Source organism: Microbispora sp. ZYX-F-249, assembly GCF_039649665.1.
In the GTDB taxonomy this organism is placed as follows: domain Bacteria; phylum Actinomycetota; class Actinomycetes; order Streptosporangiales; family Streptosporangiaceae; genus Microbispora; species Microbispora maris.
Map to the genome: position 1 here is coordinate 201,633 of NZ_JBDJAW010000007.1, position 14,269 is coordinate 215,901.

A 14,269-nucleotide genomic window follows, 5' to 3' on the forward strand; every position below is an offset into this window, starting at 1 on the left:
GGCGCTTCGTTCAGGACTTCAGGCAGTACGGGTCGGCGCAGGTGAGGACGTGATAAGCGGGCGTCCCCCCGCGATCGGGCGTGCCGTACCAGACGATGCGCGGGCGGCGGTCGGGGCCGATGACGAGGTCGAGGGGACCGAACGCGTTCGCGGGAATGAGGGGGGTGAGCCGGCGGCGGGCGCAGCCGGTGTCCTCGCACGCCAGGACGGTCACCCAGAGGTTCTCCGTGTCGTAGCCGGCCAGGATCGGACGGCCGGCGGCGTCAAGGGCCAGGCCGGGGGCGCTCCTGGTGGCGATCTCGGACACGGTCACGGACCGCGGGGCCCCGGAACACTCCCGGTCGGGACAGAAAAGGATCTTCGAGACCTCGCGCTCCGGGTCATTCTCGACGATCACCGGCCTGCCGTCCGGCCCGATCGCCATCTGGATCCGCAGTGAACCGGTGAGCCACCCCCACAGGACCGGCTCGGGCGACTCGGACGCCGTGAAGGCATGGCTCCGCGGATGCGGGCACGCGGGAGAGTCGCAGCTCACCACGGTCGTCCTCCGCGAGACCCGGTCGACGAAGGCGATCACCGGGCGCCCGTCCGGGGACACGGCGACGGCGACCGTGCGGTTGTCCACGCTGACGGCGGCCCTGTCGCGGAGGCGGCCGACAGTGACGGTCCGCGGAGCGGTGCACGCGGCGTCCCGGCAGAGCGTGAGCTCGACGCGCGCGAAAACGCCGCCGGAGCCGGGCTCCGGGGCGATCGACGCGATGGCGACGCCGTCCGGTGTCGCGGCCGCCGCGACGTTCACGTGCAGCCACCCTTTCCGCGCCAGCCTCAACGGACTTCCGGGCCGTCGCGCACAGCCGCCGGGGCGGCAGGAGAACAGGTGGAGCTCGACGTCGTCGCTCGGCGACGGCTCGTACACCCATCCGGGGATCAGCACCGAGTCGTCGGGCATGGAGGTGGCGACGGACTGCCCGTCCAGGTAGGCCCCCAGGGGGACGGCGGCCTGCCGCGCGCAGGCGCCGTCGCCGCAGAAGGCCGGCTTCGGCATGCCGCGGTCGGTGATGACGACCGGTCGGCCGCCGGAGCCGGTGACGATCTGGGCGCCGATCGGCTGGTCCGGGTACCGCTCCTTCGCGATGAGCTCGTTGTCGACCACCTCGGCCCGCCCGAGCGGGTTGGCGGCGGCGAACACCCCGTACAGCAGGCCGGGGAGCAGCGCGGCCACGACAGGCCAGGACCCGGTCCGCCGCCTGGCGGGTTCGCCGGTCGTCGTGGGCTCCGGCGTGTCCCACTTCCTGAGGTAGGCGTAGCAGCATCCCAGCGTGGCCGCCTGAAACGGTGCGAGCAGGACTCCCGCCGTCACCCGTACGGCGTCGGCGATCGCCACGCCGGTGGGAACCGGGAGCAGGAAGCGCAGGCCGTACAGGGCCGCCTGGGCCAGACCGGGGATGACGAGGCACGCCAGCGCCACCCTCCAGGCCGTCCCCGTGTAGTCGCGGGCGGCCAGGCGGAACGCCGTTCTCAGCGGAGGAAGGCGCCCCGAAGACACGGTCAGCGCGGTCAGGGCGAGCAGGGCGGGCAGCGTGAAGAGGCCGGCCACCGCGACCAGGACCAGCGCCAGAACGATCGACTCCAGCAGCTCCGCCACGACGACGACCAGGACGAGCAGCGCTCCGGCCACCAGCGTCAGCTCGGCGGCGAGCAGCAGGAAGGCGTGCGGACGGCGCAGGACGGCCAGGACGGCACGCGCCGGCGACGACGGGCGACCGTCGATGTGATCGACGACGAGGCGGCTGCCCGCGGCCGAACAGGCGAGTCCGGCGGCGATCATGATGAGCAGCACCCCGGCGTACGCCCACAGGACGCCCGGCGACGAGGTCAGGAGCAGCGGGGTCCCGTTGACGATGACGATCCGATCGTCCAGGGCCACGACCACGGCCGCCGTCGCCACGAGGGCCGGGACGATCGTCATGGCGCACACGGCCAGCAGCGGCCGGTAGAGGCGGCCGGCGGTGCCGTACACGATCTCGAGGTTGCGTCCGCCCCACACCTCGGCGAGCGTCTCCTGCGACCACCCCTCCGATCGGGCCGCGGGGCTGGTGGACGATTCGATACTCATTTCCCCCCCCCTCGTGGCCGCGGGCCGGTCGTGTGAAGCCGGGCCGCGGGCAGATCGGCGCCCCGGCCCCCGTTCCTCATGGGGCGCAGTGCGGGTCGGCGCAGGTGAGCAGGTGGTACGCGTTGTCGCCGGCCGGATCGGCCGTGCCGTACCACAGAATGCGCGGCCGTTGGTCGGAGCCGATGGCGAGGTCGAACTGCCCGACCCCGCCGGCGGGCAGCAGAGGGGAGGCGGAGCGGCGGGCGCAGTCCTGGTCCCGGCACGCGACCAGGTCGATCACCATGGCGCCCTTCCGGCGGTACCCGGCCAGCAGAGGGAGGCCTTGGGCGTCCAGGGCGAGGCCGGGCGCGCTCACCGCCACGACCTCGGGCACGGGCACGAAACGAGGCGTGCCGGAACAGGCCGGATCGGAGCAGAGCAGGACCGTCGAGGTGTGACCGTCGCCGGGGTCGCTGTACACGACGACCGGCCGGCCGTCCGGCCGCACCGCCACCTGCGTGCGCAGGTTGCTGGTCAGCCAGGTGTACCTGGTCAGCGCGGGCAGGTCGAACGCGTGGATCGACGGGTGTGCGCACGCCGCGGACTCGCAGCTCGCCACGGTGAGCTTGTGGGTGCCCCTGTCGGTGTAGGCGACGACCGGCCTCCCGTCCGGGGAGGCGGCGACGGCCAGGACGCGGGCGTCCATGTCCTCCAGCGTCCAGCTGTCGACGATGTCGCCCACCGGGACGACGCGGCGCCGGGCACAGGCGACGTCGTCGCACAGCGCGAGCACGACGCGGGAGAGGGGCTTCTTGCCGCGGCCGGGAAGACGGGCGCTCCAGGCGATGGCGAGGCCGTGCGGTGTCGCCACGGCGGCGGCCCGCGCGTCCGACGTCTCCTCGGTGGCCAGCGGTTCGCCCGGCCGCCGGATGCAGCCGTCGGGCCGGCAGGAGAACATCACCAGCTCCATCCGGGAGGCGCCGATCTCATCTGTCCAGCCCGCGACGACCAGCGAGCCGTCGGGCGCGACCACCGTCGCCGGATGGGTGCGGAAGTGCTCGTCCAGCGTGACGCTGACATGGTCGCCACACGTGTCGTCACCGCAGAACACCGCCACCGGGCGGCGCTCGTCGCGGAAGACGACAGGTTTCCCGCCGGGGCCGAGCATGATCTCGGTGCGCGACGGGTAGTCCACGGCCTCTTCCTTGACGCCGATCTCGTTGTCGACCGTTCGGGCCCATGAGAGCGGCTCGGCCGCGTACCCGCCGTACAGCAGACCGGGCAGCAGGGCGACCAGCAGTACGGCCGGCCACGCGACGATCGGCCACCACCGCCGCCGCCCGACGCGCTCGTTTCCGCGGTCGTGGCCCTCCTCCCGGTCGAGGCCGTGGACAGTGGCCGGTTCCAACCGTTGCAGGCGGGCGTAGCAGCAGCCCACGGCGGCGGCCTGGAGCGGCGTCTGCAGGACGGTCGCGGCCAGTCGCGCCGCGTCGCGGAACAGCCCGTCGGTGGGGGCGGGAAGCAGCCCGCCCAGTGCGAACAGGCCCAGGTGGAGCAGGACGGGAACGGCGAGGTATCCCAGCGCCAGCGTCCAGACGGCCTCGCCGTAGCCACGGGAGATCAGCCGCCACGTCGTGCGCAGCGGAGGCACCCCGTCGGTCAGTGCGGCCCACGCGATCATCAGCGGCAGCGTGGTGACGCCGGCCGCCGTCACCACGATCACCGCCGGGACGACGGACTCCGCCGAGGCCGCGAGCGCCGCACCGATGGCCACCAGCACGGCGACGGCCGGCACGAACACGATGACGAGCATGGCGAACGCTCGCGGCCGGCGCAGGACGGCCGTCACCGCGAGCCGGGCCGACAACGGACGGCCGTCGATGTGGTCCAGCACGAGACGGGCGCCGCCGGCCAGGGCGGCGAGGCCTGACGCGATCGCGGTCACCGCGGACACGGCGAGGACCACGCCGAAGACCGGTGAGGGCTCGACGAACCGCGGGATTCCGCCGACGACCGCGACCCGGCCGCCCGCGGCGACCAGCACGGCCAACGGCGCCACAAGGCCCGGGACGAAAGTAATGGCGCATATCGTTAGCAGATGCCGATAAAGGCGGCCGGCCGTGCCGAAAATAACCGAAACGCTGCCACGGGTGGCCATTCGCGCAGAAGTATCCGCGGGCCGGCCTCCGGATCGCGTCGTCGCGCTCGCGAGCGGTTCGAGATCCATTCTCTCCTCGCGGGCGCCTGTATAGGACGAACGACCGGTCTACCTCCGGCGATGCTCGAACGGCGAAGTGCCGGAAACCAGGCCAGACTAATCCACCAATCGAGATCGCGCATCCCATAGATTTCTCGTGATATCGGAGAATTTCGACGGGCGGCCGAATTGCGCCTTCGCGGCGATCGCGCCTCCTGCCGATGCCTGGTCCCTGAACCGGGCCTGCCATTTACGACGCGAGAGGCCGGGTGTGCCGAGCACGGTGGGGAGGCCGGGCGCCGGACAGCACCTGGACGTTGCCGCCGTGGTGCTTGTGCTTGCCGCTCCACCCCTCGCCGGCGCCGTTCTGGCCGGGCCTCGGGCGCCCGCCCTTCGTCCGAACCCTCGGCGCGGTCCCGTCCCGGCCTGGTCACCGCGCCACGGGCACGGACGGCCGCCTTCCTCCCTTCCGTCACCTGGGCGTTCCCGGGGACGGTAGGGCTGGCCCTACCCCGGTGGTAGGGGGGCGCCCATGATCGGAAGTAGGGACCGCGTCGCTGTGCCGGCCGGGGCCGCGGCGGGACGCTTGACGTGCCCGGCGGGACCGGGACTCCGAGGCCGCAGAACCTCGCAGACCCGAGCCCCGAGAACCCCGAGAACCCCGAGAACCCCGAGCCTCGCAGACCCGGGCCCCGAAAACCCGAGCTCCACAGACCGCGCACCGGGGGAACCCCAGCCCCGGCCCCGCCGCCCGCAGGCTCACCAGTCCGCCGGCCGACACAGCGAAGGCGTCCCCCATGTCCCTGACCATGCTTCCCCCCGCTCCGGAAAGGGCCCCGGCCGCACCCGCGCCACGGGACCGCTTCATCGACGTCCTGCGCGTCTTCGGGATGGTCCTCGTGGTCGTCCAGCACTGGACGATGCCGGTCCTGTCGTACGCCCAGGGGCGGCTGACCACGGGAAACGCCCTGGCGGCGGTTCCGTATGTCACCTGGATCTCGCAGGTCATGCCGCTGGTCTTCTTCGCCGGGGGCGCGGCCAACGCGATCAGCTTCAGGTCCGCGGCCCGCCGGGGCGGGACGGCCCGGGAGTGGACGGCGCGGCGCGTGCGCCGCCTGGCCTGGCCGGTGGTGCCCCTCGCGGTCGTGTGGCTGCCGCTCCCCCACCTCCTGATCGCGCTCGGGGTGCCCGCGCAGCCGGTGGAGGTGGCCGCGCGAACGGTCGGCCAGCTGCTCTGGTTCCTGGCGGTCTACCTGCTGGCCGTGGTGGCCACGCCGCATCTGCTGCGGGTGCGGGCCGGGGTGGCCCTGCCGGTCCTGGCGGGCGGTGCGGTGCTTGCGGACGTGGTCCGGTTCTCCGGTCTGGAGGCCGCCGGGTATCTCAACGTCGCGTTCGTCTGGCTGGCGGTCCACCAGGTCGGGTTCCGGTACGCCGAGGGCGGCCTGGAGTGGCTGACGGGACGGCGGGCCGCCGGGCTCGCGGTGGCCGGGTTCGCGATGGTGGCGGCACTCGTGGTGACCGGGCCCTACCCCGCCAGCATGATCGGGATGCCCGGGATGATCTCGAACATGGCCCCGCCCAGCGTCTGCCTGCTGGCGCTGTTCGCCGGCCAGCTCGGCCTGGCGATGCTGCTGCGGCCCGCGCTGAACGCGCTGGCCGCCCGGCCGAGGGCCGAGGCGGTGCTCACCGCGCTCGCGCCGCGCATGATGACCGTCTATTTGTGGCACATGACCGCGCTGGTCACCGTCGCCGGTGTGGCGACCCTCGGGTTCGGGCTGGCGACCCCGCACGCCGGCTCGGCGGCCTGGTGGAGCGCCGTACCCCTGTGGCTGGCCGCCCTGGCGCTGGTCCTGGTCGCGCTGACCGCGCTGCTCGGCCGTTTCGAGGAGCCCGTGGGGGCCGCCGCCCACCGGCACGTGCCCGTGGCCGCCCCGCTCGTCGGCGGCGCGCTGCTCACCCTCACGATCACCGGCTTCGCGCCCGGCCCGGCGCCGTTGATCGCCTCCGCCGCCCTGGCCGCGGGGCTGGCCCTGGTCAGCCGGCCCGCAGCTGCCGCTCCACGTCGTCGATGACCTCCTGCAGGCGCAGGCCGTGGCGGGCGTCGAGCGGATGCCCGCCGCCGTCGCGCACCGTCCGCGCGAACTGCCCGACCACCTCCGGGAAGACGTCGCCGAGGTCGGAGCCGAGCAGCGAGGCGCTGCCGCGCCGGCCGTACACGTCGATCCGGCTGGGCGGGGTCTCGCCCTCGGCGGCCATGCACAGCGACGCCTCGCTGACCGCGCCGCCCTCGTGCTCCAGCAGCAGGCCGACCCAGCCGAGCGGATCGCCGTGCGCCCTCACCGCGACCACCCGGCCGAGCGCGGCGTCGAGCAGGTCGATCGTGTGCGGGCCCACGTCGAGCACCGCCCCGCGCTCCAGCCGCCAGGGGGTGGCGAAGGGGCCGCCGCGCAGGCTGCCGGAGATGTTGGCGGCGTGCCCGCCGAAGGGCTCGATGAGCCGGGCGCGGTCCAGGAACTCGACGGTGGCCGCCGAGTAGCGGAACGTGAAGATCATCTGGGAGGCCACCCCCGCCTCCTCGATCGCCCCGGCCAGGCGCCGGGCGCCGTCGAGGTCGGCCGCGAGCGGCTTCTCCAGCAGCAGCGCCCTGCCCGCCCGGGCCGCGAGCACACCCAGCTCGGCCTGCACGGCGGGCGGCACGCAGAAGGCGACCGCCTCGGACGCCGCGAACAGGTCCTCCAGCCGCTCGAAGGAGGGCGCGCCGTGGGCGTCCGCGAGCGCGCGCGCCGCCTCGGGCCTGCGCGCCCAGACCCCGGACAGCGTCGTGTGCGGCCCGGCCGCGAGGGCGGGCGCGTGGACCATCTCCGCCCACGGTCCCGCACCGACGAGTCCCACCCGCACCGGCTCCATAGGGCCCCCTCTCCGCGGGGACCCTACTGCAGGCCGCCGCCGCACGGTCAAGGGGGCCGCCGCGCGTGGATCCGGCCGTACGGGCAAGATGTAGCCCCTATGAACGTCATCCTGCTGAGGCACGGCGAGACCGAATGGAGCAGGGCCGGGCGGCACACGGGCCGCACCGACCTGCCGCTGACCCCGCACGGCGAACAGGAGGCGCGCGCCCTGTCCCGCCTGGTGGCGGGCCGGTCGTTCGCGCTGGTCCTCGTCAGTCCCGCGCAGCGGGCCCGCCGTACGGCCGAACTGGCCGGCGCCGGGCCGTACGAGGTGGACCCGGACCTGTGGGAGTGGGACTACGGCGGCTACGAGGGCGTCTCCACCGCCGACATCCGCAGGTCACGTCCCGGCTGGTACGTCTGGCGGGACGGGGTCGTCCCGGGAGACGAGGCGCACCCGGGTGAGACCGTCGAGCACGTGGGACAGCGGGCGGACAAGGTCCTCGCCCGGATCCGGTCGGCGGACGGCGACGTGCTGGTGGTGGCGCACGCGCACATGCTGCGCGTGCTGACGGCCCGCTGGCTCGGGCTGCCCGCCGACCACGGCAGGTACTTCCGCCTCGAGACCGGGACCTACTCCGTCCTCGGGCACGAGCACGGCGACGAGCCCGTCCTGCTGCGCTGGAACGCGCCTGCCTGAACGCACCCTCCGACGACCACGCGTAACGGTCACGCTCCGGCGATCACGCTGCGGCGATCGCCCTGTGACGGTCAAACCTGGGCGACCGGCTGGGGTTGCGGTCCTCGGCCGGTCAGCCACTCCAGGACCTTGCGGTGGCCGCGCCGGGCGTCCTCGAAGTGCCCCCACCGCCAGTACCTGGGCTGCTCCCGCACCCCGGTGACCCACGTCCGGTACGCCACCGGCCTGGGCCGCCCGTCCGCCGGGTCCACCGGCGAGGCGACGCCGTAGGTGCGGATCACCACACGGCCTCCGGGTGCGATCAGCACGTCGTCGGCCACCGGATAAAGAGTCATCTGGTCCAGCACGGGGTCCCCCTTGTGAGCTTTCCTGGGACTCACTGTGCCGCATCCGTGTTACGCCTCCCGCGTCGCGTTGTTACGCCCGTGAGAAGCGGATGAACACGGTTACACCAGAGGGCCGGTCATACCAGAAGGCCGGTCACACAAGGAGGCCGTCGAACTCGCCGTCCTTGACCCCGAGCACCAGGGCCCGTATCTCGTCGCGGGTGTAGATGAGCGCCGGCCCGTCGGGATAGCGGGAGTTGCGGACGGCCACGCTGCCGTCGGGGAGCTCGGCCAGCTCCACGCAGTTGCCGGTCGAGTTGCTGTGGGCGCTCTTCCGCCAGGTCACCCCGGCGATGTCGGTTGCGGGCATCCCGTTATATGTCTGCATTCATGTCTCTCTGAGAAGTTCGCCGAGGATCTCGGCAGTGCCGCCGGGCGTGGTGCTCTCCACGCACAGCTGCTCCATGGCCGTGAGGTAGGGATCGATGTCCTCACGTTTGTCCAGGTAGAGCGCACCCCAGAGCTGCTCGACGTAGACCACGTCCGAAAGGTCGGACTCCGGGAAGCGGAGGATGGTGAACGCGCCTCCCTCGGCCGCGTGCATCCCGTAGCGAAGGGGCATCACCTGAAGGGTGATGTTGGGCAGCGTGGACACCTCCAGCAGATGCTGGAGCTGTTCGCGCATCGTCGCACTCCCTCCGATGGGCCGCTTGAGCGCGGCCTCGTCGATGACGGCCCACAACCGGGGACCGTCCTTGCGCGTGAGCCGCTCCTGCCGCTGCATCCGCAGATGGACGCGCTGTTCGAGCTCGTCCTCGGGAGCGTCCGGATGACCGAGCCGGATCACCGACCGGGCGTACTCCGCCGTCTGCAGCAGGCCGGGCACGAACTGCACCTCGTAGGTGCGGATCACGCTGGCGGCCTCCTCCAGGCCGATGTAGGTGACGAACCAGTTCGGCAGCACCTCGCCGAACTTGTGCCACCACCCGGGCGTGTTCGCCTCGCGGACCATCTCCAGCAGGCCACGCCGCTCGTCGTCGTCGTGGACGCCGTACAGCGTGAGGAGGTCTTCGACGTCACGTGTCTTGAACCCGACCCGGCCGAGCTCCATCCGGCTGATCTTCGACTCCGAGGCACGGATGTGAAATCCGGCGACCTCACGGGTCAGTCCCCGTTGCTCGCGCAGCCGGCGAAGGCTCGCACCGAGCATGATGCGTCGAACGGTGGAACCGGATCCGGGCGGATCTATGGACACGTGCTATTCCTCCGCTTTGTGGACTGGTTCACAGTCTGTCAAAGATCGCCCCCTTCGTCCCAGTGGTGTTCGGGGGTAACCGTAGCGCTTGCACAACGCGCTTGCACGTGCATTCGCCCTTGCACATGCACAGGAGTGTCCCTCATCATGATCCCGTGCAGTCCACGAACCTGACTCGTGGCCAGAACCAGTGGTCGGCGCTCGACTGGTGGCCGCCTATCGGCTGGTGGCCGGAGCCCGCTCGCGATCTCCTCGCCCCCGGGTCGGCCACCGCCAGCGCCACCTTCGTCCTGCCGCCCCGCCCGGAGTCGGTCCACTCGGCGCGCAGCTTCGCCGCCGGGACGCTCGCGGGCTGGCAGTTGGCGGACCTGCTCGACGGGATGGAACTGGTCGTCTCCGAACTGGTCACCAACGCCCTGCGGCACGGCATGGTGCTCGCCGACAGCCGCGTGCGGGAGGCCATGCGGTTGTCGCTGATCCGGCGGGGCGGCCACGTGACCTGCGCCATCACCGATCCCGGATCGGCGGCGCCGGTGCTGCGGGACCCCAGCCCCTTCGAGCCGGGCGGCCTCGGGCTGCACATCGTGGAGTCGCTGAGCGTGCGCTGGGGCTGGTGCCCGCTCGTCCCGCAGGGCAAGGCGGTGTGGGCCGTACTGGCGGCCTGACCACCGGCCGGCGGCCGGACGGCGGGGCCACGCGCTTCGCCGGGGCCCTCCGCCGCCCGCGTGAAGCGATGGCCGCTCTCCCGCGAGGGGCACCGGAAAACCTAACCCGACCGCCACATCTGCCTGTCTGCGATCCCGGTCCGCCGGCCGAAGAGCGCTCCCGTGCAGCCCGGAATGCATGGGAGCGCCCTCCGGCCGGCGGCCCGGATTCCCCGGAACACGCCCCGAACCCGGGCGGGACAGGCGATGATGTGCTGATACCGGGCCGTGACGGCCCGGTGGCGTGCTCACTCCCCATCGATCGGCGGAGAGATGTCGTGATCCCGGGATTCGTGACTTTGCGCCCTTCGGCCGCCCGCGGACCCCGGCGAGACCCCGATCTGCACTACGGTGGCTTCCTTGGACTCCCGAGAGACCTACGATGGACGATCACCTAATCGGCTGGCTGACCGGTCTTGACGAAGACAGGCTGGCCCGCGTGCTGGCCAACCGCCCGGACGCGCTCGCCGCGCCGTGGCCCCGGCGCCTGGACGCCCTCGCGCAGCGGCTGACCGACACCTTCGCCGTCATGGAGGTCATGCGCGGCCTCCCCCTCCCCCCGCTCGAGCTCCTTCAGGCGTGCCTGGTCGTCGGCGGCCGTCCGACGGAGGACGAACTGGCCCGCTTCCTCGGAGTGAGCACCTCCGCGGTGATCCCCTGGCTCGACCACCTCTACGAGCACGCCGTCGCCTGGCCCGGCCGTGACGGCAGGATCACGGTCGCCGACGCCGTCGCCCGCTGGTGGACCGCGCCCTGCGGCCTGGGCGAGCCGCTCGGCGCGTACCTCGACTCCTGGAAGCTCAGCACCGACGCGCTGCGCCGGATGTGCCACGTGCTCGACCTGCCCTCCCACGGCGGCAGGCGGCAGGTGATCGCCCGGATCACCGCGCTGCTCGGCGACTGCGAGCGCCTGGGGACGCTTCTCGACGACGCCCCCGACGGCACGCTCGGCATGCTCGACGACTTCGCGTGGGACGGCCCGGTCCGCAGCGTGAACGGCAACCGGTTCATCACCCCGGGGACGCCGGAGAAGTGGGCCCTCGACCGCGGCCTGCTCTTCCGCACCCAGTGGGACCTGGCCGAGATGCCCCGCGAGGTCGCGCTGGCGCTGCGCGGCCCCGACTACCGCGGGCCGTTCACGCCCTACCCGCCCGACCTGGCCACGACCGCGGGCGACCCCGACGCCGCCGAGCACGCCATGTGCCTGGCCGCGCCGCACGTGCTCGACCGGGCCACGGCGCTGCTGGAGAACGTCGACAAGACGCCGCTGCCGCTGCTCAAGAACGGCGGGGTCGGAGTGCGGGAGATCAAGCGGCTGGCCAGGGAGACCGGCTGCACGGAGGACGAGACCCGGCTGCTGCTGGAGATCTGCGCGGTCGCCCGGCTGATCGCGGTCGACGAGGAGGCGGGCGGGCTGACCCCCGCCCGCCGGTACGACGCCTGGCGGCTGGAGGAGGCGCCCATGCGGCTGCGCGTCCTGCTGGCCGCCTGGTGGCGCATGGAGCGCTCGTCCCTGCGCCGGGTGGAGGGCCGCCACCCCGCCGCGCTCGGCGACGACCCGGCCGGCGAGACGATCGCCAGGATCCGGTGGGCGCTGTTCGCGGCGCTCGCCGAGATCCCGGAGGACAGGGGCTTCGCGACGCTGCGCGAGCTGGTGCAGCGGGTGCACTGGCGGGCCCCGCTGCTCGACCGGGAGCTGCTGGACGGCTGCGCGGCGGCCGTGCTGGAGGAGGCGCGCCTGCTCGGGCTCGTCGCCTGCGACGCGCTCACCGGCCTCGGCCGGGCGCTCGCGCCGCTGGCCGGCGTGGCCGGGGACGAGGGCCGCGAGTGCGTGCCCGAGGTCGAGCACGATCCCGCGCTGGCGAAGGCCGCCACGCACGCCATGGCGAGCGCGCGGCGCACGGCCCTGTTCGGCGCCGACCTCACCGCGGTGGTGACCGGCCCGCCGTCGGTCGAGCTCGCCGCGCTCCTGGACCGCGCCGCCGACCGCGAGTCGCAGGGCGCGGCCTCGGTGTGGCGGTTCAGCCCCGCGAGCGTACGGCGGGCCCTGGACGGCGGGGACACGGCCGACACGCTCATCGCCGACCTGTCGGAGGCCGGCGCGCTCCCCCAGCCGCTGACCTACCTGATCAGGGACGTGGCCCGGCGGCACGGCGAGGTCACGGTGTCGTCGGTGGGCTGCATCGTGCAGGGCTCGGACCCCGGGCTGCTCGCCGAGATCGCCGCGCACCGGAAACTGGCCAAGCTGGGCCTTCGGCTGCTGGCGCCGACCGTGCTCGCCGGAGCGGCGCCCGCCGAGACGACGCTGGCCGCCCTCAGGGAGGCGGGCTACGCCCCGGTGCCGGTGGACGACACGGGGGAGATCACCATCCGGCGCGAGCCGCAGGGCGGGCGGCTGATCCTCCTGCCCGGGGGGCGGGTCGCCGAGCTCGAACCTCCCGGCCCCCTGCTGGAGCCCCCGCCGGACCCGCGCGAGCACGCCCGGCGGCTGCTGGTCAGCGGCGGCCCGGTGGCCGCCGCGGCGCAGCCCCGCCAGACCTGGGCCGTCATCGGGCGCATGGCGACCAGGCTTCCCGCCGCCCAGCAGTCGCTGCTGGGCTTCGTCGTGGACCGCGACGTCCGCGCGATGATCACGCTGGCCGACGGGGTCACCGCCACGGTCAGCCACGGCGAACTGCGCAGCGGCGTGCTCGACGCGTGGTGCGAGGAGGCCGGCGACTACCTGGAGTTCCCGCTCAACGAGATCGCCTCGGTCACCGCCGACTGCTGACGCACCTTCAGCGGACGCCGCATCGGCGCAGGACGAGCAGGGCCAGGGCGCGGGTGACGTCGCGGACCTCCCGCAGCTCGACCTGCTCCCGCGGGGCATGGGCGAAGCGGACGTCGCCCGGCCCGTAGTGCAGGGTCGGCACGCCCGCCGCCGCGTACAGGCGCAGGTCGCTCCCGTACGGCGCGGCGGTGCGGCCCGGCGGCGTCCCGGTCACGTCGGCCACCGCCCGGGCCGCCTCCTCCGCCAGCGGGTGTCCCTCGGGCAGGCGGCCGCTGGCGAACTGCCCGCCCGGCCAGGTGACGCGTACGGGGTTGTCCCGCAGCCAGGGGTCGTCCAGTTCGGCGAGCGCGTTCTCCAGCGCGACGCGGGCGGCGGCCGGGTCCTCGCCGAGCCGGACGCCGAGCCGTCCCTCGGCCACCAGCAGGTCGGGCACCGTGCTCGCCCAGTCGCCCGCGCGCACGGTGCCGATCTCGATCGGGTACGGCAGCGGGTTGCCCTCGAAGAGAGGGCCGGGGGCGGCGTTGCGCTCGCGTTCGAGCCGCCGGACGGCCTGGAGGACGGGCACGAACGCCTCGACGGCGTTGACCCCTTCGTAGCGGGTGGCGCCGTGCGCGGCCCGGCCGGCGACCTCCAGGCGGAAGGTCAGCGCGCCGGCGTTGGCGGTGATCAGCTTCCCGCTCGTCGGCTCGGTGATCACGGCCGCCTCCCCCGTGTGGCCCCTGGCCAGGGTGGCGAACGCGCCGAGCCCGCCGTCCTCCTCGCTGACCACGCAGTGCACGGCCAGGGGACGCGCCAGCCGTACGCCGGCCGCGCGCAGCGCCCGCACGACGGCGAGGTTGGCGGCGAGACCGGCCTTCATGTCGCAGGCGCCCCGGCCGTGCAGGGTGGTCGCGGTGAGGCGGGCGCCGAACGGGTCCTGCCCCTCCCACTTGCCCGGGTCGCCGATCGGCACGACGTCGGCGTGCCCCTGCAGGATCAAGGCGGGCGTGCCCTCGCCCTCGGTGACGCCGACGACGCCGTATCCCTCGGCGCGCTCCGCCTCCATGCCGGGAAACCCCTCACGGGAGCGAAGATCGTCGAGGTCGAGCTTCCACATGTCGACGTCGAGGTCCCATTCGGTGAGCATGCGGGCGCACCGGTCCTGCAGGTCCGACTCGGCGTCGGTGCCGGTGACGCTCGGCACCCGGACCAGGTCGGCCAGCAGGTTCACGGTCGCCGCCTCGTCGATGGCGTCCAGGACTCTCGCTTCGGCATCCATGCCGCAGACTGTACGACAGTTCCCCGGACCGGCGCGGAGCCCCGGATGCACGTGCATTCGCGTCGTACAGTGGATC

General features: G+C 73.5%; 11 protein-coding genes. 4 read left to right on the plus strand and 7 right to left on the minus strand.

The window, feature by feature from the left end:
* Positions 1-10 precede the first annotated feature (10 nt).
* Positions 11-2,116 (minus strand): hypothetical protein, encoded by a 2,106-nt coding sequence (locus AAH991_RS11885; protein WP_346225826.1) that lies wholly within the window; start codon positions 2,114-2,116, stop codon positions 11-13.
* A 76-nt stretch (positions 2,117-2,192) separates the two neighbouring features.
* Positions 2,193-4,154, minus strand: a complete 1,962-nt coding sequence (locus tag AAH991_RS11890) for a hypothetical protein (RefSeq protein ID WP_346225827.1) — start codon at positions 4,152-4,154, stop codon at positions 2,193-2,195.
* Positions 4,155-5,089: 935 nt separating this feature from the next.
* On the opposite strand from AAH991_RS11890, the gene AAH991_RS11895 reads away from it, so the two are divergent.
* The gene (locus AAH991_RS11895) at positions 5,090-6,364 is read left to right on the plus strand and encodes an acyltransferase family protein (RefSeq protein WP_346225828.1); all 1,275 of its coding nucleotides are present in this window, start codon (positions 5,090-5,092) and stop codon (positions 6,362-6,364) included.
* On the opposite strand, the gene AAH991_RS11900 is transcribed toward AAH991_RS11895, so the two are convergent.
* Positions 6,327-7,184, minus strand: coding sequence for a Gfo/Idh/MocA family protein (locus AAH991_RS11900; RefSeq protein WP_346225829.1), 858 nt, complete (start codon positions 7,182-7,184; stop codon positions 6,327-6,329). The two genes, AAH991_RS11895 and AAH991_RS11900, sit on opposite strands and share 38 nt — an antisense overlap.
* Positions 7,185-7,298: 114 nt before the next feature.
* Here AAH991_RS11900 and AAH991_RS11905 point away from each other — a divergent pair, with 114 nt between their 5' ends.
* Positions 7,299-7,880 (plus strand): histidine phosphatase family protein, encoded by a 582-nt coding sequence (locus tag AAH991_RS11905; RefSeq protein WP_346225830.1) that lies wholly within the window; start codon positions 7,299-7,301, stop codon positions 7,878-7,880.
* A 71-nt stretch (positions 7,881-7,951) separates the two neighbouring features.
* On the opposite strand, the gene AAH991_RS11910 is transcribed toward AAH991_RS11905, so the two are convergent.
* From AAH991_RS11910 to AAH991_RS11920, 3 genes are all read right to left on the minus strand, one after another.
* Positions 7,952-8,227: a hypothetical protein gene (locus tag AAH991_RS11910; RefSeq protein WP_346225831.1), complete on the minus strand. Its 276-nt coding sequence runs from the start codon at positions 8,225-8,227 to the stop codon at positions 7,952-7,954.
* Between the two features lie 133 nt (positions 8,228-8,360).
* Positions 8,361-8,594: a DUF397 domain-containing protein gene (locus AAH991_RS11915; protein ID WP_346225832.1), complete on the minus strand. Its 234-nt coding sequence runs from the start codon at positions 8,592-8,594 to the stop codon at positions 8,361-8,363.
* Complete coding sequence (locus tag AAH991_RS11920; RefSeq protein WP_507185144.1) at positions 8,595-9,461, minus strand: Sco1979 family transcriptional regulator; 867 nt, start codon at positions 9,459-9,461, stop codon at positions 8,595-8,597.
* A 155-nt stretch (positions 9,462-9,616) separates the two neighbouring features.
* Here AAH991_RS11920 and AAH991_RS11925 point away from each other — a divergent pair, with 155 nt between their 5' ends.
* Both AAH991_RS11925 and AAH991_RS11930 read left to right on the plus strand, forming a co-directional pair.
* A complete protein-coding gene (locus AAH991_RS11925) occupies positions 9,617-10,126 on the plus strand; it encodes an ATP-binding protein (protein ID WP_346225834.1) in 510 nt (169 codons plus the stop codon).
* 421 nt (positions 10,127-10,547) lie between these two features.
* Positions 10,548-12,935 carry a helicase-associated domain-containing protein gene (locus AAH991_RS11930; RefSeq protein WP_346225835.1) on the plus strand — a complete coding sequence of 796 codons (2,388 nt, stop codon included), beginning with the start codon at positions 10,548-10,550 and terminating at the stop codon, positions 12,933-12,935.
* A gap of 7 nt (positions 12,936-12,942) precedes the next feature.
* On the opposite strand, the gene AAH991_RS11935 is transcribed toward AAH991_RS11930, so the two are convergent.
* On the minus strand, positions 12,943-14,193 hold the full coding sequence (locus tag AAH991_RS11935; protein ID WP_346225836.1) for an ArgE/DapE family deacylase: 1,251 nt from the start codon (positions 14,191-14,193) through the stop codon (positions 12,943-12,945).
* Between the last annotated feature and the right edge of the window lie 76 nt (positions 14,194-14,269).

Bases quoted from the DNA above. Each gene is read 5' to 3' on its own strand.
- AAH991_RS11885 (WP_346225826.1), bottom strand. From the start codon at position 2,116: ATGAGTATCGAATCGTCCACCAGCCCCGCGGCCCGATCGGAGGGGTGG.
- AAH991_RS11895 (WP_346225828.1), top strand. From the start codon at position 5,090: ATGTCCCTGACCATGCTTCCCCCCGCTCCGGAAAGGGCCCCGGCCGCA.
- AAH991_RS11905 (WP_346225830.1), top strand. From the start codon at position 7,299: ATGAACGTCATCCTGCTGAGGCACGGCGAGACCGAATGGAGCAGGGCC.
- AAH991_RS11915 (WP_346225832.1), bottom strand. From the start codon at position 8,594: ATGCAGACATATAACGGGATGCCCGCAACCGACATCGCCGGGGTGACC.
- AAH991_RS11930 (WP_346225835.1), top strand. From the start codon at position 10,548: ATGGACGATCACCTAATCGGCTGGCTGACCGGTCTTGACGAAGACAGG.
- AAH991_RS11935 (WP_346225836.1), bottom strand. From the start codon at position 14,193: ATGGATGCCGAAGCGAGAGTCCTGGACGCCATCGACGAGGCGGCGACC.